The sequence below is a fragment of the Antarctobacter albus genome, from assembly GCF_900101505.1.
Classification (GTDB): domain Bacteria; phylum Pseudomonadota; class Alphaproteobacteria; order Rhodobacterales; family Rhodobacteraceae; genus Antarctobacter; species Antarctobacter albus.
In genome coordinates, this window is record NZ_FMZI01000002.1 from 345,400 (window position 1) to 365,510 (window position 20,111).

The following is a 20,111-nucleotide window of genomic DNA, read 5'->3' on the forward strand; positions in this document are numbered from 1 at the left end:
GCAAAAATACCCCGGGGGTGAATTGGCCGAAGGCCAAGAGGGGGCAGCGCCCCCTCTTTATTGGTTCACGTCCGCGAACGGGCCGGGTCTCAGTTGGCGCTTGCGACCTGCAGCTGCGCGGCGCGGATCGGGCCTTCGTCGCTGATCAGCGATGCGTAGTCCGGGTCCGCCATCAGGTCGGCCAGGCGCACGGGGCGTCCGTTCAGATAGGCGGTCTGGCTGATCAGGCGAACACCGTGGCTGTAGTCGGCGTAGGTGGCGCCGTGCACGGTGCTCAGCGGCTGGATCGCCTTGCCGTTGGTCCGGTGCCAGCCATAGATCGCCACGCGGCCACGGTTGCTGCTCAGCCGGTTGGTCAGCACCAGGTCCTTCTTGTGGCCCGAGGTCAGGTGGCCGGCGACGGAGGCTCCGCGCAACTGGCCTTCGACGGTGCGGTTGTGGCGCACGAGATAGTCGGTCGAGGACATCTGCGGACCCGGGGTCATCGGCTTCGGTGCCACGCGGGTGTCGGCGGCGCGGTAGATCTGGTCCACCATGCGGCGCGTCGGGAGCATCATGTCAAAGCGCCCGGCGATCTGCATCGCGGCGGGCAGGCCCATCGGCACGCGCACGAAATCGCGGTCACTGCCGACGGCCAGGTAATCGGGCGTCGCGCAGAATGTGATCCGGATCGGCGAGCCATCGCGTGCGCGGCCCGAGACTTCGACAGGCACCAGGTCCTGGAGGAACGAGGGCATGTTTCCGGCAAGAATTTCACGCGCGACAAGGCGGTCGCGCTCGGTGCCGCTGGTGCGCATCAGGCCGGCCATGACCGCGTCGCCGCCTTTCGCCGAACCACGGCGGTTCGGCATGGCGCGGGTCAGGCGGGTGTTGCAGGTCGCGCCGGACACCGGGCGTTCGATGGCGCGCGGCAGGGCGGCCAGCGTGGCGGTCGGCGCCTCTGCTTCGGGTGTGCGGTCGATGCTGGGTTCGGGCAGTTTCAAACCCTCCGGACGCAGTTTCGGACGCAGCGACACCGCAACCTGGATGGTCTCGGGGACCTCGGGAATGTCCAGTTCGGGGCGGGCGCGGGGGCGGATCGTCCCCAGTGTCGCGATCTGCGGCACCAAGGAAGACTTCAGCACTTCCTTGTCCGGCTCCGGGGTGACGTCGCGCGGCAAGGAGGCCAGCGCCAGCGGTGCACTGTCCAGTTCCGGTGTCGGCAGGCCGTCGGCGCGTGGCGCGGCAAGCCCGCCGGGGGCGCTGCGCGCGATGTCCGGCGCGGCAGAATGGTCGCGCCCGACAGGCAGCTGGTGAGGCGGGTGCCAGGTCTGTGCGCGTGGCAAACGGTGGACCACCTCGCTCAGGGCCGCGTGCCGGGGCTCGGCGGCCGGGGCAGGCACGACCGTCGGGGCCAGCTTGCTCACCATGACCGGTGTCGCGGGTGCCGCTGTCGGGCCCTGATCGTCGGGCATCATGACAAGAACGGTCACGGCCGCAGCCGCGTTCAGGGCAGCAAAGCCCAGTGCGGCGGCAACGAGGCCGGGACGGCGTGCGGCGGAATCAAGTCTGGATAACCAGCCCTTGTGTTCGGCGGCGATTTCAAAATCGGAGGAGTGTGCCTGCATCATGACGCTGCCTCCTAGTCGCGAAGCGTTAAGCGAACAATGACGATGCGCACGGCATGGCCCGCCTTGGGCGGGAACTCGCCAACCCGGCCCGCAACCATCCTGTGGCTGCAAGGCCGCAAAGCGGATCATGCACCGATGTGTCCGTTGATAGGGTTTGATCTCATCCAATTGGAATGAAAGAGTATCTCTGGATTTTAGTCAAACTGCTTCGGCAACAGGTGGCGGATTTCCGCGAGGACTTGCATCTGGGCAACAGCCCGCAGGTCATTTGCGAAAATAACGTCGAAAAGTTGAAAGGAACGCGCGGATGATCCGTTCGACACGAGACCTTACCAAAGTGATTCTTGCTGCGGCGCTGATGCCGCTGGCTGCTCCGGCGCAGGCTGCCGGTGCGGAAGATGCGGCCCGGCTGTGCCGCGAACTGGCGGGTCCGGCCACGGCCGAGGCGCCGGTCAGCAAGCAGGCGGTCAGCGATTACTTCCGCGCGCTGCGTTCCGCCCGCGCTGCCTGCGAACGGGCGGTCATCGGGGCCAACCCTGATCCCGAGGCGCTGTTCCAGGTGGCCGTTCTGATGCAAGCCGATGGTGAACATGCCCTGGCGCTGGAAACCTTCGAACTGGCTGCAGAGGCCGGGGTGGCAGCCGCGCGCACCAAGTTGGGTGATTATTTCAACTTCGGCACCGGCGACGTGTCCGAGGATCTGGACCGGGCCATCGCCGAATATCGCGCGGCTGCGGATGCCGGCGATCTTCCGGCAAAGGCCACTCTTGGCATGATGAGCGGGCTGGGGCGCGGAACCTCGCGCGACTTCCGCCAGATGGTCGGCCTGCTGCAGGAGGCCGCGGATGGGGGCTATCACTTTGCCCAGCTGCGTCTCGCCTCGATCTACATGAACCCGCGCAGCCTGCCGCGCGGCCTGGCCGAGGAACTGGGCCTGCCCGACGTGGTCAAGGCGGCCGAAATGCTCGAGCTGGCCTCGAAACAGGGCAACGAGGATGCGGCGCGGGCCCTGTCTCAGCTTTATTCCGAGGATGGCCCGGTCACTGATCCGGCACAGCGCGCGGCGCTGATCCGGCGGTCGGCCCAGGGCGGCGACCCGGCGGCGATCAACGCGCTGGGATTCCTCTATGAACGCGGCGAGGGGGTGGACTACGACCCCGAACAGGCGGCTTCGCTCTATGTCCAGGCGCTGGAGTCGGGTCAGGTTTCGGTCAACGAGATCCGGGGCCGGGTGGATGGCCGCGCCGTCGCCTGGGACCGGGACACGGCACTGGCTTTCCAGCGGATCCTGCAGGAACGCGGGCTTTATGACGGTGCGCTGGATGCCAAGGTCGGCCCGGGGACGCTGCGTGCGGCACGGGGGCTTGCAACCCAGTGACCTGGGCATATCCGGGGCCGTCTGCCAGACTGGCAGGAGGTCCCGGGTCAAGCCCGGGACGGGCTCATTCGTGGAACGTCAGCCCAGCAGGCGCACGCCCCGGTCGATCCCTTCCAGCGTCATCGGCACCATGCGGTCCTCGAATATCTCGCGGATCATGGTGATCGACTGCGTGTATTGCCAATGCTTCTCGGGCACCGGGTTGATCCAGAGGTGATCGTGCCACTGGTCACGCGCCCGTTGCAGCCAGACCTGCCCGGCCTCGGCGTTCCAATGTTCATTGGCGCCGCCGGGATAGGCAATCTCATAGGGTGACATCGAGGCATCGCCGACAAAGATGCACTTGTAGTCCGGCCCGTAGGTGTTGAGCACCTCCCATGTGGGGGTCTGCCCATCCCAGCGCCGTGAATTGTCGCGCCAGACACCTTCGTACAGGCAGTTGTGGAAATAGTAGTGTTCGAGGTGCTTGAACTCGGACCGCGCGGCAGAGAACAGCTCTTCGACCACCTTGATGAACGGGTCCATCGAGCCGCCCACGTCGAGAAACAGCAGCACCTTGACCGCGTTGTGCCGTTCCGGCTGGGTGACCACGTCAAGATAGCCGTGTTCGGCGGTCGCGCGGATGGTGCCGTTGAGGTCCAGTTCTTCCTCGGCGCCCTGGCGCACCCAGCGGCGCAGCCGTTTCAGCGCCACCTTGATGTTGCGCGTGCCCAGCTCGACCGAGTCGTCGAGGTTGCGGAACTCCCGCTTGTCCCAGACCTTGACCGCCCGCTGGTGGCGGCTTTCGTCCTGTCCGATGCGCACGCCTTCGGGATTGTAGCCATAGGCGCCGAAGGGCGAGGTGCCGGCCGTGCCGATCCACTTGTTGCCGCCCTGGTGGCGACCCTGCTGTTCCTTCAGCCGCTCCTTGAGCGTCTCCATCAGCTTGTCGAAGCCGCCAAGCGCCTCAATCTGTGCGCGCTCTTCCTCGGTCAGGTGCTTTTCGGCTTGTTTCTTCAGCCAGTCGGCGGGCAGGTTGACCGCCTCAAAGACTTCTTCGGCGCTGATCTGGTCCAGTCCCTTGAAGGCGGTTGCGAAGGCGCGGTCGAACCGGTCGAGATGCCGCTCGTCCTTGACCATCGCGCTGCGCGCCAGAAAGTAGAAGGCTTCAACGTCATAGGTGGCGAGGCCCGCGCGCAATCCTTCGAGAAAGGTCAGATATTCGCGCAGCGTGACCGGAACACCGGATTTCCGGAGGGTTTCGAAGAAGGGTACGAACATGGCGCGACGCTATCCCGATTTGCCGGGCATGGAAATGGGGTACGGGACGGCAGTTCGGCTGTCCGCGTTGGCCGTCATCCTGGCGATTGCCCGCGAATTTCCGGCGTTCCTCAGCCCAGCAGGGTCTTTTCCAGCGCGATCGTCACGACCAGCCCCAACAGGGCGAAGGCGATGGCATAGATCACCGCGTATTGGGCAATATCGGCCCAGTTGCCCTTGCGCCGTTTGGCGGTTGTCCCGCCGATGATGGCGCCCAGAAGCGCCCCGAGGATCACGATCATAGCGTCCCTTGTCCCTGCCTCGCGGGATTGAGCGATCCGATCTCGCGCAGTTTCGCGCGCACCGCCCAATCAGAGCCGAACCCGTAGCGTGCCCAGCCGAGCGAGTCCACCCGGACGCTGCGGCCCTCGGCAACGCGGCCCGAGAGTTCCAGTGCCTCGGCCCGCAGCATCAGGAGCGTCGCCAGAAGGGCGGCGTTCTCATGCCGGGCGGCGGTGTCCAGGTGCGGACCGATGAGGGCCAGGGCATGTTCGGAATTGCCCGAGGCGATGGCATAGGCCCCCAGTTGCGAGGCGACATAGGCGCGATGCAGGGCGGTGTCCGGGCGGCGGCCAAAATAGCGTTGTGCCAGGACGAACTGATCCTGCGCCGCCTGCGGGTCGGTGGCCTGCAGCAGCCGGCCCATCGCGTAATGCGAAAAGGCGCGGCGATGATCCGTCCAGCCCATTGCCGAGGCAACCTGCAGCGCCTCGATGGCGGCGGCGCGCCGCTGTGCCGGGTTGGCGCCGGGGCCAAGGGCCGTCTGAACCGCGTCGATCCAGACCCGCGGCGTTTTTGCCAGCCGCTGCGGGACGATGCCCTGTCCGCGCGGATTCACGCGGGCCAGGATCGCGGGCAGACGGTCGGCAACCTGGCGCCGTGTCATTCCGGTGCGCAGCGCCGGGTCATAGTAGACACGCAGTATCATCATGTCGTAGCCGGTCAGGACCGTGTGGACGTTGTCGTCGTTGAACACGCTGTCGGGCAGGCGATAGAGATCGTTCAGAGGGCCGATGGCCTGGGCCAGCTCCTCGTGCAGGCAGTCGCGGACTTCCTGCGGTGAGGCGTCGTTGGGCAGGAAGATCGCCAGTCGTTCACGCTGTTTCAGCGTGGACCAGCTGACAGACCGGGATCGCCGCTTGCTGCGGTATTCCGCCAGCGACGAGACGTTGGGAACCACGAAACAGGCGGCCTGGGGCAGGGCGGCGCGGATGTCGGCCCGGCTGACGGCCTGGACGGTGATATTGGCCTGGGGGTCGCTGCTGAGCGCGATGTCGATCCCGGCCTCTTTGCGCAGCCGGTGCAGCAGTCGGCGCAGGTCCGGCGCCAGCGAGGCGGGCGGCGCACCGGTGACTCGGACGGTGATCGGCGTGTCGAAACGGGTAAAGCTCTGCAGCGGGCGGCCCGATTCCAGCGTGAAGGCCAGGTCGAGGAAATCCCGCGCCACGTCCTGGTTCGAGGCCACGGGCGCTTGTGGGCGCGGTGCGGCAAAGCTCTTCATCGGGGGCAGGCCGCTGGTTCCGTCGACCGCGGCCGCGCGGGTGGCCGCGGTGTCGGTCGGCGTGGCCGGCATGCAGGCGCCCAGCAGCAGGTAGAGCGGGAGCATCAGGCGACGGGACCTGCGCATCACATCCTCTGGTACTTGATGAAGGGCGTCAGCGTGCCGATCCGGTCATAAAGCTGGCGGGCCGTGGTGTTGAAGTCCTGCGTCAACCAATAGACGGTGGCGGCGCCATAGGCATCGGCCTTGTCATAGACGCCCTGGATCAAGGCGCGACCGATGCCCTGTCCGCGCACATCGGGAACTGCGTAGAGATCCTGCAGGTAGCAGACCTCCTCGATCTTCCAGGCGTGGCGGTGGAACAGGTAATGCGTCAGGCCGACCAGCCTGCCGTCAAGTTCGGCGACAAGGGCGTTGAAGTCGCGCGGATCATCGCCCAGAAGGCGTGCGAAGGTGGACGCATAGACCGGTTCGGGAACGGAGCTTTCGTAGAAGGCCAGGTAGGCCGTCCAGAGCTCACGCCACGCCGGTTCGTCCGCGGCGGCCAGGGGGCGCACCGTGAGAGCCGTATTTGGGGACACTTTTGAAGCCTGCCTGCTTTGTGTTCCGTGTGGATGCTCTAAGACATCCTTGGATTATCTGTCCTCTGTGGGATCACTATAGGGCAAAACCTTGGTTTCTGCCCAGCACTATGCCCACTTGTGGATAATTTTTTCCCGATTTCGGGAAGGCGGTTCAGAAATCGTTAATTTTATGGAGTTTCGCTGGATCAGGTGAGTCCGAATTGCCACTGTGGGTGCCTGTTGATAACCCTGCCGCCAGGTCAAACGTGGCGGTTTCTGGGCACTTCAGGCCAGCCAGGCCAGCGAAAACAGCGACAGGACACTGGTCCAGATGATGACCGGCGCGATGGCATCCGTGCGCACGCCGTACAGCAGCGCCAGCGCAAAGGCCATTGCCCCCGACGGTCCGGCGGCGGTCAGCGTGAAAAGCGTCTGCCAGGCTTCGGGCGGGGCCACGGCCCAGAGGGCACCCGCGACCAGTGCCGGGAAGGCCAGCAGTTTCAGGGCGGACACAGTGGCCACCAATGGTGTCGGTGTCAGCGCGTGGCCTGACAGGATTACCCCCAGCGCGAATAGGGTCAGCGGCGCGGCCCCGGCCCCGGCAAAGCCCATCGCGGTCAGGATCGGCTCTGCCACCGGCAGGCCGGTGACATTGACCACCATGCCAAGCGCGATGGCGATCAGCACCGGGTTCGACGCGATGCGCCGCAGGGCCGGACCGGGTCCGGCACCGCGATTGGCCATCAGGTCCGTCGTGACGATGAAGAAGGCAAAGCTGACCGCCGCGTCCCAGGCCACGATGGCGGTGACGGGCAGGGCCGCTGCCTCGCCGTAGATCAGAAAGCTGATCGGCCAGATATACAGCAGCGTGTTGACGAAGATCGTGGCCATCGCCAGCAGCCAGGATTCCAGCAGCTCGCGCCGGAACAGCAGGCGGCAGACCGCGAAGGTCAGACCGAACAGCGCCACCTGAGAGGCGGCATACCCGGCCAGCGCGCCAACCCGGAAGGATGACCAGTCCAGCGCCGAGATCAGAGGAAAGATCAGCGCGGGTTGCAGGATGAGAAAGGCGATCCGGTTGATCGCGCCCGCCTCACCCTTGCTGACCTTGTCAAGGCGGCCCAGCAGGAACCCCAGGGCCAGCATCGAGAAGACCGGCAGGATGTCATGGGTCAGAATGTGAAGCATGGGGCCGTCCGTCTGTGTTCCCCGCGACAGAGCATGCCGGGCCGCCGGGCGCAAGCTGCCGCCGGGGCAGGGCTCGGGTCAGTCGCTGGACAAAAGATGCTCGTACCGGGCGTCGGTCAGCGTCTTCAGGAACGCCACCAGTGCGTCGACGCGTTCATCGTCCAGCGCGGGCCCGTGGGTCAGCTCCTCCTGTGCCAGCGTACCCGGGACAGGCGGCGGGCCAAAAGGCGCGCCGGTTTCCGGGTTGATCTGCCGCGCGGCGGATTTGCTGTTGTAGCGGTTGTAGAAGAGGATCACCGTCCGCAGATCCTGGAACACACCGTTGTGCATGTAGGGGCCGGTCACGGCGACGTTGCGCAGGGTGGGGGTGCGGAACTTGCCCCGCTCTCCCGGGTCCGTCACCGCCGGGTTGTCCAGCAGGCCGTTGTCGACCTGGTCCGGCGGAATGCCGTTCAAGCCCCGCAACTCGGCATTCTGCGGCACTCCGATGTTGTGATAGCGGTAATCGGTAAAGGTCTCGCGCGGGTCCATCTGGCCGCGTCCGACCTGGTGGCAGAGGTTGCAGTTGGTGAATTGCTGCGAAAAGAACAGCAACCGCCCAAGTTCCTCCTGTTTCGTCAGCTCTGCGTCGCCGCGCAGGAACCTGTCGTATTTGGAATCGAAGGGGGCAAAGACCTCGGTTTCCTCGAAGGCGGCGATGGCCTGTGTCATGGCGGCATAGGCGCTGTCCGCCGCGTCCCAGACCTCCGCGCCGAAGAGGGACGGAAAGGCGGCCTCGTACACCGGGTCTTCACGCAGGCGGGCCATGACAGCCGCCTTGTCGGTCATGCCCATCTCGATGGGGTTCAGCGGCGGGCCGCCGGCCTGATCCGCAAGCGTCGCGGCGCGCCCGTCCAGGAATTGCCCGCCTGTCCAGCGCTCTTCGGCATCGCGGTGAAAGGCGGGTGAGAGAGCGGCATAGGTGGCGGTGGGTGCGTTCCTGTCCCCAAGCGACAAACCGTCGTCGCCGGGTGAGGCCATGCCGCGTGGATCGGCGAACCCATAGGCGGGGTCATGACAACTGGCACAGGATTGTGTCCGGTTGGCCGAGAGGTTCACGTCATGAAACAACAGCGCGCCCAAATCTGCCTTCGTCCGGGGCACGTCGGGCGCGTCACCGGAAACCACGGCGGCAAGGGTCGTGACGCCCAGGGTCAGGGCGGCAAGAACGGACAGGCGAAAGGCGGGCATGACGACTCCTTTGGGCTTGGGTCGTCGCATACGCCGAAAATGGACCTGAGTAAATTGATCAGGATCAAGCCCCCGGCGGTTTGGCCGGGGCGGGATCGCCTCAGCGTTGGCGCCGCGCCATGAAGGCCAGCCGTTCGAACAGATGCACGTCCTGTTCGTTCTTGAGCAGCGCGCCGTGCAGCTTCGGCAGGGCGCTGGCGCCGTCGCGTTTCAGGTCTTCGGCGTCCAGATCCTCGGCCAAGAGCAGCTTGAGCCAGTCCAGCACCTCGGAGGTCGAAGGCTTCTTCTTCAGGCCCGGCTGTTCGCGCAGCTCGTAGAACTGGGTCAGCGCGGTGGTCAGCAGCGCGGGCTTGATGCCCGGATGATGGACCTCGACGATCTTGCGCAGGGTCTCGGTGTCGGGGAACTTGATGTAGTGGAAAAAGCAGCGGCGCAGAAAGGCGTCGGGCAGCTCTTTTTCGTTGTTCGAGGTGATGATGACGATGGGGCGTTGTTTCGCGCGGATCGTCTCGCCGGTCTCGTAGACGTGGAACTCCATCTTGTCGAGTTCCTGCAGCAGGTCGTTGGGGAACTCGATGTCGGCCTTGTCGATCTCGTCGATCAGCAGGACGACCTTGCCCTCGGCCTCGAAGGCCTGCCACAGCTTGCCCTTGCGGATATAGTTGGCCACGTCGTTCACGCGTTCGTCGCCCAGCTGGCTGTCGCGCAGCCGGCTGACGGCATCGTATTCGTACAGTCCCTGCTGCGCCTTGGTGGTGGATTTCACCGCCCATTCCAGCATCGGCAGACCCAGGGCCTTGGAGACCTGGCGCGCCAGTTCGGTCTTGCCGGTGCCGGGTTCCCCCTTGACCAGCAGGGGGCGTTCCAGTGTCACCGCGGCGTTCACCGCCATCGTCAGATCGTCGGTAGAGACGTATTCCTCGGTGCCTTCGAAACGCATGGCGCGACCTTCTTGCTGTAACCTGTCGCCAGAGGGGTAGTGCGGTGCGGGCGCCTTTGCAAGTGCAGCACCCGTGCCCGACCGTTGCGTCACGGCGTGTCCTCATGTGCGGGTCAAGACATCGGCACTCGGCGGCCGGAAGGGCCTGCGCCATCCTGTCGCTTTTCGACCTTTGAAAGCGCGGCGGAGGCGAAAACCGGGCCCGGAAACAGGTGCCGATGCTGGAACCCCGGGCCGGAAATCCAGTCCCGAGAATGGCTTGGCCGGGGCATCCCGCGCTTGCCACAAAGTTACCCAGGGGCAGCCGCAAATCGGCCGAGGAAAGACGCTAATGTGACGTGACAACGGTCGCGGCTTGCTTTAATGCCTGCCCGCAGGGGTGCCAGATATCTGAGGAATTTCAACATGGCGGATATTGGCGTTGATGAGGGAGCGGATATGAAGCCTGAGACCTTTCTGCCCGATGATTACCGTCCGGCCGAAGACGAACCGTTCATGAACGAGCGGCAAACAGAGTACTTTCGCCGCAAGCTCCTGGCCTGGAAGGCCGAGCTTCTGTCCGACAGCCGCGACACCATCGAAGCGCTGCAGGAAGGCACGCGGAACATCCCTGATGTGACCGACCGTGCCAGCGAAGAAACCGACCGCGCAATCGAATTGCGCACGCGCGACCGTCAGCGGAAACTGGTCAGCAAGATCGACCAGGCGCTGCGCCGTATCGACGAGGGCGAATATGGTTACTGCGAAGTGACCGGCGAGCCGATCAGCCTGAAACGGCTGGATGCACGTCCGATCGCCACCATGAGCCTCGAGGCGCAGGAACGCCACGAGCGCCGCGAGAAGGTGCATCGCGACGACTGAGCCGCGACCACATGGACACGACATGGTAAACGCCGGGGCCTTGCCTCGGCGTTTTTCCTTTGCCAATGGAAGCACATGGAACTGACGGGCCGCGACATCACCATCATCGGCGCCGGGATCGGCGGGCTGACCGCGGCGCTTGCGCTGCGGGCGCGGGGGGGCGAGGTGCGCATCCTGGAACAGGCCGACGCGATCCGCGAGGTCGGCGCCGGCATCCAGGTCAGTCCCAACGGGTTGCGCGTGATCGAGGCGCTGGGTCTGGGCGAGGGGTTTCGCGCCATCTCGGTCGCCGGGCGCGCCGTCTCGCTGCGCGAGGCTCGTGGGCGCGAGGTGCTGAGGCTGGATCTGACCCGGCTGCCGGCCGAGCAAAGCTATCGCTTCGTGCACCGCGCGGACCTCGTGGATCTTCTGGCCGGGCAGGCGCGGGCCACAGGCATCCGTGTGCGCCTGCTGCAAAAGGTGCGCGAGGTCATGCCGGGCACGCCGCCGCGGGTCGCGCTTTGCAATGGCGATGCCACCGGCGCAGAACTTGTGATCGGCGCGGATGGATTGCATTCGGTGCTGCGCCCGGTCCTGAACGGCAAGGCAGACCCGTTCTTTACCGGGCAGGTGGCCTGGCGCGCGGTGGTGCCCAACACGGTCGGCCATCCACCAGAGGCGAGGGTCCACATGGGGCCGGGGCGGCACATGGTCAGCTATCCGTTGCGCGGAGGCGACCAGGTGAATGTCGTCGCGGTCGAAGAGCGGCGTGGCTGGGTCGAGGAAAGCTGGAGCCATCAGGATGCGGGCGACAACCTGCGCGCGGCTTTCGCGGGCTTTGGCGGGATGGTGCCGGGCCTGTTGGCCGGGGCGGACCAGCCTGGCCTGTGGGGGCTGTTCCGGCACCCGGTGGCGCGGGTCTGGCATGGCGCGGGTGTGGTCCTGCTGGGGGATGCGGCCCATCCCACCCTGCCTTTCCTTGCCCAGGGGGCCAACATGGCGATGGAAGATGCCTGGGTTCTGGCCGATGCTCTGTCAGAGGCGCCCGACATGGCCTCGGCGCTGGCCAGTTACCAGCACCGACGCCGCGACCGGGTGGTTCGGGTGATCGAGGCGGCCAATGGCAACGCCTGGAAATACCATCTGCGCAACCCGCTGGTGCGCGGCGTGGCGCATCTGGGTCTGGGCGTCGTGGGCCGGTTGGCACCGGGCCGGATGCTGCACCAGTTCGACTGGCTTTACGGGCACGACGTGACGCGCGGCGCCTGATCCGTCCGACCATTGAAGGGGGGGACACCGGCCCCCTACATGATAGACATGGCCCGTCACAGGGGAGAGGCATTCATGGACAGGGTAGACGCGATTCCCGAACAGGCATTGGCCTGGCACCGTGCAGGCGATGGCGCCGTGCTGGCCACCGTGGTCGAAACATGGGGCTCTGCCCCGCGGCGCATCGGCAGCCAACTGGCGATTTCCGGAACGGGCATGATCGAAGGTTCGGTCTCGGGCGGCTGCGTCGAGGGCGCGGTGATCGTCGAGGCGCTGGAGGCGCTGGAGGCGGGTGAGCTGCGCGAGCTGGAGTTCGGGGTCTCTGACGACGACGCCTTTGCCGTCGGCCTGGCCTGCGGCGGCACAATTCGCGTGCTGGTGGAACCCGTGGGGGACGTCCTGCCGGAACTGCTGCTCGAGGACCTGGTCAAGGCCCGTGCCGCGCGCGAGCCCGTCGCCTACGTGGTCGACCTGGATCGCAGCGACCGTTGGTTGGACCGACAGGGATTTGCCGATCGGTTCCGGATGGACCGCTCCGGGTTCGAGCCGGACAGCCGCGTCTTTGTCGGCATCCACAACCCGCCACTGCGGCTGATCGTGGTGGGCGCGGTGCATATCGCCCAGGCCCTGCTGCCGATGGCGCGCATCGCGGGCTATGATCCGTCGGTGATCGACCCGCGCGAAACCTTTGCCTCGCCCGAGCGGTTTCCGGATACGCGCCTGTTGCACGACTGGCCGGACGAGGCGGTCGAGACTCTGGGGCTGGACACGCGCACCGCGCTGGTGCTGTTGACCCATGATCCGAAGCTGGACGATCCGGCGCTGGAAAAGGCGCTGCGCTCTGGCTGTTTCTACATCGGGGCGCTGGGATCGACCCGCACCCATGCCAAGCGGGTGACACGGCTGACAGAGGCAGGGTTCACCGAGGATGAGATTGCGCGCATCCATGCGCCCATCGGGCTGGACATCGGCGCCGCCGGTCCGTCGGAAATCGCCGTCTCGATCATCGCGCAGATGACTCAGGTGTTGCGTCGCGGGGATCTGCGATGAAATTCGGCGCCGTTCCGCTGGACGAGGCCGAGGGCGCCGTGCTGGCGCATAGCGTCGCCCTGGACAAGGGGCGCCTGCGCAAGGGGCGGGTGCTGACGCCCGAGGATCTGGACAAGTTGCGCGGTGCGGGCCTGGACGAGGTCATCGCGGCGCGGCTGGAACCCGGCGACATCGGTGAGGACGCCGCCGCTGCGCGCCTGGCGCAGGCGCTGGTCCCCGATCCCGACCGCGCGGGGCTGAAAATCGGCAAGGCCGCCACAGGCCGGGTCAACCTGCACGCCGACGCCCCCGGCGTCGTCGAGGTGCTGGCGGGCCGCATCCACGCGCTGAACGCCCTGCATCCGATGATCACCGTGGCGACGGTGCCGGAATGGCAACGCGTTGCCGCCGGCGGGATGGTGGCGACGGTCAAGATCATCTCCTACGCGGTGCCCGAGGCGGCGCTTGAGGCGGCGTGCCTGGCGGGGCAGGCAGGGCTGCGCCTGCGGCCCGTGGTCTGTCGGACCGCGCAGCTGATCCAGACCACGGTCGACGGGTCGGAAACCGGCGACAAGGGGCAGAAGGTCACGCAGGATCGGCTGGATCGGCTGGGGGTTCAAATCGGCCCGCAACAGGTGGTGCCGCACCGCGTCGGTCCGCTGGCAGATGCGGTCGCGGCCACCGATGCGGATGCGGTTCTGATCCTGACGGGCTCTGCCACTTCTGATCTGCACGACGTCGCGCCAGAGGCGGTGCGACGGGCCGGCGGCTCTGTCACGCATTTCGGGATGCCGGTCGACCCCGGAAACCTGCTGTTCTACGGCGAACAGGCCGGCCGCCCGGTGATCGGCCTGCCGGGGTGCGCCCGTGCTCCGGCGCTGAACGGCGCCGACTGGGTGCTTGAACGATTGCTGTGCGGCGTTCCCGTCACCCCGCAGGACATCGCGGGCATGGGCGTCGGTGGCCTGCTGAAGGAAATTCCGGCACGCGGTCGTCTGCGCGAGGCCTGAGGATCAGCGCGGCGCATCCCCGATCAGGTCGATCAACGCCGAACGGCCCTTGTGGCCCGCGCCCTCGTCCAGGTCCTGTTCGTATTCCGCCAGCCGCAACAGGGTCAGGTCCGGGAAGGCCGCGCGCAGCATCTCTGCGGTATACATGTTGTCGGGGTTTCCCGGTCCCCCGGTGCCATAGTCCACCTGCTTCGGCGTGTAGCCATGCAGCATCAGCCGCCCACCCGGAGCCAGCGCACGGCGCAGCCCGGCAAAGACCGGGGCGCGTTCCTCGGGCGACAGGAACTGGAAGAAGACCGCCACAACCAGGTCATAGGTCCGGCTCCAGTCCCAGTCCTCGATCGTCGAGACATTGAAGTCCGGGGCCACGCCTGCCTTCTTCGCCAGCTTCTCGGCCTTGGCGATGGCATTGGGCGACAGGTCGAAGGCCGTGACATCGCAGCCCTGCTGCGCCAGCCAGACCGAATTGCGGCCTTCGCCATCGGCGATGCACAGCGTACGGGCGCCCGGTGGAATCAGCCCGGCATGTGCGGTCAGAAAGCCCGAGGGCGCGGTGCCAAAGACATACTCCTCGGTTGCGAAACGATTGTCCCAGCTCATGCGCGTTCTCCTTGGGCAGATACGAAAAGCCCGCCTTGGCGGCGGGCTCATGTGCGGATAATGCGCCTTTTCAGGCGATCATGTGCCGGACCCTCACTTGGCGGAGGGGCCGATCATCATGACCATCTGGCGGCCTTCCATCTTCGGCATGTTCTCGACCTTGCCGATTTCCTTGACGTCTTCCGCCACGCGTTCCAGCAGTTCGCGGCCAAGGTTCTGGTGCGCCATCTCGCGTCCGCGGAACCGAAGGGTGACCTTCACCTTGTCGCCGTTCTCGAGGAACTTGAAGACGTTGCGCATCTTGACCTCGTAGTCGTGGGTGTCGGTGTTCGGGCGGAACTTGACCTCCTTGACCTCGATGATCTTCTGTTTCTTGCGCGCTTCGGATTCCCGCTTCTGCTGTTCGTACTTGAACTTGCCGTAGTCCATGATCTTGCAGACCGGCGGCGTCGCGTTGGGCGAGATTTCCACGAGGTCGAGCCCGGCTTGTTCAGCCAGGTCCATCGCACGGGCAGGGGTGACGACACCGACGTTTTCGCCTTCGGCGCCAATGAGCCGGATTTCAGGGGCCCGGATACGGTCGTTGACTCGGGGGCCTGTGTCGCGCGTGGGCGGCGCGTTATGTGGTCTGCGGGCTATCGGAATGCTCCATTTGCGGTTTTCATCAGGGTGGCAAGGTAAACTTGGGCGCATAGGCTTTCAAGCGGCAATTCCATGCCTGTGCGCCACTTGCAAACGGATTCCCCTTGAAGCTGGCCGGGGGGCAGCGCACACCGCTCCCTAGGAACCCTGCGCACCGGTGCGCGGGGCGGAACGTGATGGAGGTTCCCATGAGAAACCTGATCTTCGTCCTGGTCGCGGTTGCAGCGGGCGTGGGTGGTTACCTGTGGTACGCAGACCAGCAGGCCAAGGAAGAAGCGGCACGCGCTGCGGCCGAGGCGGCCCGGGCGGCCGAACTGGCGGCTGCGGAAGCGGCTGAAAAGGCCGAAGAGGCGGCCAAGGACGCGGCAGAGGATGCCGTGGACGTGGCCAAGGACGCGGCGGACGCAACCGTCGACACCGCCAAGGACGTGGCCGATACCGCCAAGGACGCGGCGGATGCCACGCTGGACGCGGCCAAGGACGCCGCCGACAAGACCGTGGATGCCGCCGAAACCGCGCTGGCGGATGCCGCCAAGGACGTTGCAGAGGGCAAGGCCAAGCTGGGCGATGCCCTGGCCGGTGCTGCGGACAAGACGCTGGATGCTGCCAAGGACGCGGCGGATGCGACCGTTGACGTGGCCAAGGATGCGGCTGACGTGACCGTGGACGCCGCCAAGGATGCCGCCGACGCGACGATGGACGTGGCCAAGGACGCCGGTGACGCGGTCGACACGGCCCTGGCGGACGCGGATGCGCCCGAGGCCGTCGATCCCGCGCCCGCTGCAGAGCCTGCCGAAACCGCCGATCCGGCCGCAGATCCTGCCGCCGAACCCGTCGAGACGGCTGACCCGGCTTCGGAACCGGTGCTGGAGCCGTCGGCAACAGCCGATCCGGTGGTCGAACCCGTCGATACAGCCGAGCCGGCCGCAGAACCTGCAGCGGATCCGGCCGCAGAGCCCGTCGAGTCGGCGGAACCCGCCGATGCCGCGCCCGCGGCCGATCCGGCCGCAGAGCCTGTCGAAACCGCCGATGCGCCGTCGATCCAGGAACTGCTGACCGTCGATGGTTTCGACTATGACAAGGTGGTCGACTACATCGACAACTCCGAGCTGGGCGAGCTGAAGAAGGTCAGCGCCAAGGCCGCGGTAGAGGCTGTCCGGGATAACCCCGAGATCACCCAAACCGCGCTGGACCAGATCAAGGTTCTGCTGGGTCTCGAAGAGTAAGGTCCGTATCCCCCGAAACGCAGAAGGGCCGCCCGATAGAGCGGCCCTTTTGGTTTGGTGCGCCATCCTGGGCATCGGCATTCGATGTCGCGTAAATGCGCCGCGAAAGCGGCCCTTCGGCTGGTGGATCTTGGATGGCCGTTCCGCGTGGTCTATCGTGGCCCGGACGTCGTTGCCGAGGCTTCGAGAACAATCGGGCGTCCAGGATCGCATCAAGGATAGACAGATGAAGTTTCGCTTTCCCATCGTCATCATCGACGAGGATTTCCGGTCCGAAAACACTTCGGGCTTTGGAATTCGTGCTCTTGCCGAGGCGCTCGAGAACGAGGGGTTCGAGGTTCTGGGCGCCACGAGTTACGGCGACCTGTCACAGTTCGCACAACAGCAGAGCCGGGCGTCGGCTTTCGTCCTGTCGATCGACGACGAAGAATTCAGCCCCGGCCCAGACCTCGACCCGGCCGTTCTGAACCTGCGAAACTTCATCGAGGAGGTCCGCGCAAAGAACGAAGACGTGCCGATCTATATCTACGGTGAGACGAAGACATCACGGCACTTGCCGAATGACGTCCTGCGCGAACTGCACGGCTTCATCCACGCCTTTGAGGATACGCCCGAATTCGTCGCCCGTCACATCATCCGGGAAGCGAAAAACTATCTCGAATATATCCAGCCCCCCTTCTTCAAGGCACTTCTCGATTACGCCGAAGACGGGTCGTACTCATGGCATTGCCCGGGGCATTCCGGCGGGGTCGCCTTCCTGAAATCGCCCGTGGGGCAGATGTACCACCAGTTCTACGGTGAAAACATGCTGCGCGCCGACGTCTGCAACTCGGTCGAGGAGCTGGGGCAACTGCTGGACCACAACGGCGCCATCGGGGCGTCGGAAAGGAATGCGGCGCGGATCTTCAACGCCGACCATTGCTTTTTCGTGACCAACGGCACCTCGACTTCGAACAAGATGGTCTGGCACCACAGCGTCGCCCGGGACGACGTCGTGCTGGTGGACCGCAATTGCCACAAGTCGGTCCTGCACGCGATCATCATGACCGGAGCGATCCCGATCTTCCTCAAGCCGACGCGCAACCATTGGGGCATCATCGGACCCATTCAGAGATCCGAGTTCGAGCCGGAGGCGATCCGGGCAAAGATCCGGGCAAACCCGCTGCTGGAGGGGCTCGATGCCGATACGGTCAAGCCCCGCATCCTGACGCTGACGCAATCGACCTATGACGGTGTTCTCTACAATACCGAAGTGGTGAAGGACCTGCTCGACGGGTATGTGGAAACGCTTCACTTCGACGAGGCCTGGTTGCCCCATGCCGCGTTCCACCCGTTCTATGGCACCTACCACGCGATGGGCCGCCAGAGGCCGCGCACGAAGCATTCCGTGACCTACGCCACCCAGTCGGTTCACAAGCTTCTGGCCGGCATCAGCCAGGCCAGCCATATCCTCGTGCAGGATTCCGAGGAAACGAAGCTCGACCGCCACCTTTTCAACGAATCCTACCTCATGCACACGTCGACTAGTCCTCAATATTCGATCATCGCGAGCTGCGATGTCGCGGCGGCCATGATGGAGCCGCCGGGTGGAACGGCGCTGGTCGAAGAAAGCCTGCTGGAGGCGCTCGATTTCCGGCGTGCAATGCGCAAGGTCGACGCAGAATATGGCAATGACTGGTGGTTCCAGGTCTGGGGGCCGGACGAACTGGCAGAGGACGGGATCGGCCGGGCAAAGGATTGGGAGCTGAAGAAGACCGACAGCGATGCGGTCGAAAGCTCGGGCGAAGACGCCTGGCACGGCTTTGGCGACATGGCCCGCAACTTCAACATGCTGGACCCGATCAAGGCGACGATCATAACGCCCGGGCTCAACATCGATGGTCGGTTCGAGGACACAGGCATCCCGGCCTCGATTGTCTCGAAGTACCTTGCCGAACATGGGGTCGTGGTCGAAAAGACCGGTCTTTACAGCTTCTTCATCATGTTCACCATCGGCATCACGAAGGGCAGGTGGAACACGCTTCTCGCCGCGCTTCAGCAATGCAAGGACGACTATGACCGGAACCAGCCGCTCTGGCGTGTCATGCCGGAGTTCTGTGCCAAGCAGTCGCGGTACGAACACATGGGGCTCAAGGACCTGTCCCAGCATGTGCACGAACTCTATGCGAAATATGACGTGGCCCGGCTGACAACCCAGATCTATACCAGCGATCATCATCCGGCCATGTCACCATCAGAAGCCTTTTCCCACATTGCGCGCAGGAAGACCGAGCGGGTCGGGATCGACGAGCTCGAAGGTCGTGTGACCACGAGCCTCGTCACCCCATATCCGCCCGGTATCCCGCTTCTCGTTCCCGGCGAGATCTTCAGCACGGAGATCGTGGACTATCTCCGCTTCAATCGTGAGTTTTCACGCGAGTGCCCTGGCTTCGAGACTGACATCCACGGCCTCTTGCAGGAAACGGACAAGAACGGCGAGGTCAGGTACTTCGCCGACTGCGTCGCAGAGTGAACAGAAAATCGGTGCGCCGGGGGGCGTTCTTGTGCGACAGGCGGCGGCTTGCGGCAATCTCGTCGTGCTGTTCCTGCGTGTCGCAGGCCCCCTCTGCAGTCATGGAGCCGTTTCGGACCGGGGGGAATTGATCAACTATCCCGCCACCGATGCCGCTGCCGGGCGCGCTGTCGTCTCAATGAGACCTTCAAGGCACCCGTTCGTCGTCTTGTGCCTCTGTATCGCACAACAGTCCACCGCAACGCAGAAGGGCCGCCCGATGGGGCGGCCCTTTCGCGTTCCAGTGCGGCGCTTTCTCAGTCGAGAAAGGCCTTTTCGACAACGTAGTGCTTGGGGTCGGAGTTCGCCCCTTCTTCCAGCCCGTATTCCTCGAGCATTTCCTTCAGTTCGAGGTTGAAGGCCAGGTTGCCGCAGATCATCGCCCGGTCGGTCTCGGGGGTCAGCGGCGCCACGCCCAGGTCCTCGAACGCCTCGCCCGAGCGCATCAGGTCGGTGATGCGGCCCATCTTGGCGCTCTCTTCGCGGGTGGTGGTCGGGTAGTACTTGATCTTCTTCCAGAAGCCTTCGCCGATCACCTCGGCCAGGAGTTCGTCGGTCTTGAGGCTCTCGATGATCTCGCGGCCATAGGTCAGCTCGCCGGCCTCGCGGCAGGTGTGGGTGATGATGACCTCGTCGTAATCCTCGTAGGTCTGCGGTTCGCGCAGCAGCGACGAGAAGGGCGCAAAGCCGGTGCCGGTGGCAAAGAACCACAGCCGCTTGCCCGGCAAGAGCGCGTCATGGACCAGCGTGCCCACGGGCTTGGGGCGCAGGATGATCTGATCGCCCGGCTTGATGTGCTGCAGCTTCGAGGTCAGCGGGCCGTCCTGCACCTTGATCGAGTAGAACTCCAGTTCCTCGTCCCAGGAGGGGGAGGCGATGGAATAGGCGCGAAGCAGCGGTTTCTGCTTGCCGGTCTTGGGATCGGGGTCGCCCATTAGGCCGATCATGACAAACTCGCCCGAACGGAACCGCAAGCTCGCGGGGCGTGTGCAGCGGAAGGAAAACAGCCGGTCGGTGTAGTGCTTGACCTCGGTCACGGTCTGGGCGTCCGGCACGGCAAGGGTGCGGGGCGCGCGGGCGGGCTCGGTTGCGGTGGCGTCGGTCACGGGGCTCATCTCTGTCATGTCGTCCTGCCGGCTAGGTAAACCGGCACCTCATATCTAGCTTTGATCTGCATCAGGTGAAAGGCGGCGCAAGGGCGCGGGCCGGGATTGCCCCGGCCTGCGCCCGATAAC

At 65.3% G+C, this 20,111-nt stretch carries 18 protein-coding genes; 7 read left to right on the forward strand and 11 right to left on the reverse strand.

Annotation, left to right across the window (positions count from 1 at the left end):
* Positions 1-89: 89 nt before the first annotated feature.
* Complete coding sequence (locus BLQ71_RS04845; protein WP_074620900.1) at positions 90-1,610, reverse strand: hypothetical protein; 1,521 nt, start codon at positions 1,608-1,610, stop codon at positions 90-92.
* 307 nt (positions 1,611-1,917) lie between these two features.
* On the opposite strand from BLQ71_RS04845, the gene BLQ71_RS04850 reads away from it, so the two are divergent.
* Entirely contained in the window at positions 1,918-2,988 is a 1,071-nt protein-coding gene (locus BLQ71_RS04850; protein WP_074620901.1) for a tetratricopeptide repeat protein, read from the forward strand.
* Positions 2,989-3,066: 78 nt separating this feature from the next.
* Here the strand turns inward: BLQ71_RS04850 and BLQ71_RS04855 are convergent, their stop codons facing one another.
* The 7 genes from BLQ71_RS04855 to BLQ71_RS04885 form a co-directional block, all read right to left on the reverse strand.
* On the reverse strand, positions 3,067-4,248 hold the full coding sequence (locus tag BLQ71_RS04855; protein WP_074620902.1) for a vWA domain-containing protein: 1,182 nt from the start codon (positions 4,246-4,248) through the stop codon (positions 3,067-3,069).
* Between the two features lie 110 nt (positions 4,249-4,358).
* A complete protein-coding gene (locus BLQ71_RS04860; protein WP_069211616.1) occupies positions 4,359-4,529 on the reverse strand; it encodes an apolipoprotein acyltransferase in 171 nt (56 codons plus the stop codon).
* The gene (locus BLQ71_RS04865) at positions 4,526-5,914 is read right to left on the reverse strand and encodes a DUF2927 domain-containing protein (protein WP_074620903.1); all 1,389 of its coding nucleotides are present in this window, start codon (positions 5,912-5,914) and stop codon (positions 4,526-4,528) included. The genes BLQ71_RS04860 and BLQ71_RS04865 overlap by 4 nt, the downstream gene beginning before the upstream one ends.
* Positions 5,914-6,369, reverse strand: coding sequence for a GNAT family N-acetyltransferase (locus tag BLQ71_RS04870; RefSeq protein WP_074620904.1), 456 nt, complete (start codon positions 6,367-6,369; stop codon positions 5,914-5,916). The genes BLQ71_RS04865 and BLQ71_RS04870 overlap by 1 nt, the downstream gene beginning before the upstream one ends.
* Before the next feature lie 267 nt (positions 6,370-6,636).
* Positions 6,637-7,539 carry an AEC family transporter gene (locus tag BLQ71_RS04875; RefSeq protein WP_043145251.1) on the reverse strand — a complete coding sequence of 301 codons (903 nt, stop codon included), beginning with the start codon at positions 7,537-7,539 and terminating at the stop codon, positions 6,637-6,639.
* 78 nt (positions 7,540-7,617) lie between these two features.
* Entirely contained in the window at positions 7,618-8,769 is a 1,152-nt protein-coding gene (locus BLQ71_RS04880; protein ID WP_083342151.1) for a cytochrome-c peroxidase, read from the reverse strand.
* 100 nt (positions 8,770-8,869) lie between these two features.
* The gene (locus BLQ71_RS04885) at positions 8,870-9,709 is read right to left on the reverse strand and encodes an AAA family ATPase (protein WP_043145248.1); all 840 of its coding nucleotides are present in this window, start codon (positions 9,707-9,709) and stop codon (positions 8,870-8,872) included.
* 438 nt (positions 9,710-10,147) lie between these two features.
* On the opposite strand from BLQ71_RS04885, the gene dksA reads away from it, so the two are divergent.
* The 4 genes from dksA (at position 10,148) to BLQ71_RS04905 (ending at position 13,857) form a co-directional block, all read left to right on the forward strand.
* Positions 10,148-10,570, forward strand: coding sequence for an RNA polymerase-binding protein DksA (gene dksA, locus BLQ71_RS04890; protein WP_043145369.1), 423 nt, complete (start codon positions 10,148-10,150; stop codon positions 10,568-10,570).
* Between the two features lie 75 nt (positions 10,571-10,645).
* Positions 10,646-11,818 carry an FAD-dependent monooxygenase gene (locus BLQ71_RS04895; RefSeq protein ID WP_074620905.1) on the forward strand — a complete coding sequence of 391 codons (1,173 nt, stop codon included), beginning with the start codon at positions 10,646-10,648 and terminating at the stop codon, positions 11,816-11,818.
* Positions 11,819-11,893: 75 nt separating this feature from the next.
* Positions 11,894-12,868 carry an XdhC family protein gene (locus BLQ71_RS04900; RefSeq protein WP_074620906.1) on the forward strand — a complete coding sequence of 325 codons (975 nt, stop codon included), beginning with the start codon at positions 11,894-11,896 and terminating at the stop codon, positions 12,866-12,868.
* Positions 12,865-13,857: a molybdopterin-binding protein gene (locus BLQ71_RS04905; protein ID WP_074620907.1), complete on the forward strand. Its 993-nt coding sequence runs from the start codon at positions 12,865-12,867 to the stop codon at positions 13,855-13,857. The genes BLQ71_RS04900 and BLQ71_RS04905 overlap by 4 nt, the downstream gene beginning before the upstream one ends.
* Positions 13,858-13,860: 3 nt before the next feature.
* Here BLQ71_RS04905 and BLQ71_RS04910 read toward each other — a convergent pair whose 3' ends face one another.
* Entirely contained in the window at positions 13,861-14,457 is a 597-nt protein-coding gene (locus BLQ71_RS04910; RefSeq protein ID WP_069211622.1) for an SAM-dependent methyltransferase, read from the reverse strand.
* A gap of 93 nt (positions 14,458-14,550) precedes the next feature.
* Positions 14,551-15,150: a translation initiation factor IF-3 gene (infC, locus tag BLQ71_RS04915; RefSeq protein ID WP_074620908.1), complete on the reverse strand. Its 600-nt coding sequence runs from the start codon at positions 15,148-15,150 to the stop codon at positions 14,551-14,553.
* Positions 15,151-15,287: 137 nt separating this feature from the next.
* Between infC and BLQ71_RS04920 the strand changes: the two genes are divergently transcribed.
* Together BLQ71_RS04920 and BLQ71_RS04925 are read left to right on the forward strand one after the other, a co-directional pair.
* The gene (locus BLQ71_RS04920) at positions 15,288-16,325 is read left to right on the forward strand and encodes a hypothetical protein (RefSeq protein ID WP_088702293.1); all 1,038 of its coding nucleotides are present in this window, start codon (positions 15,288-15,290) and stop codon (positions 16,323-16,325) included.
* 226 nt (positions 16,326-16,551) lie between these two features.
* Entirely contained in the window at positions 16,552-18,837 is a 2,286-nt protein-coding gene (locus BLQ71_RS04925) for an arginine/lysine/ornithine decarboxylase (protein WP_043145241.1), read from the forward strand.
* A 296-nt stretch (positions 18,838-19,133) separates the two neighbouring features.
* On the opposite strand, the gene BLQ71_RS04930 is transcribed toward BLQ71_RS04925, so the two are convergent.
* Positions 19,134-20,000: a ferredoxin--NADP reductase gene (locus tag BLQ71_RS04930; RefSeq protein ID WP_074620910.1), complete on the reverse strand. Its 867-nt coding sequence runs from the start codon at positions 19,998-20,000 to the stop codon at positions 19,134-19,136.
* Positions 20,001-20,111 lie beyond the last annotated feature (111 nt).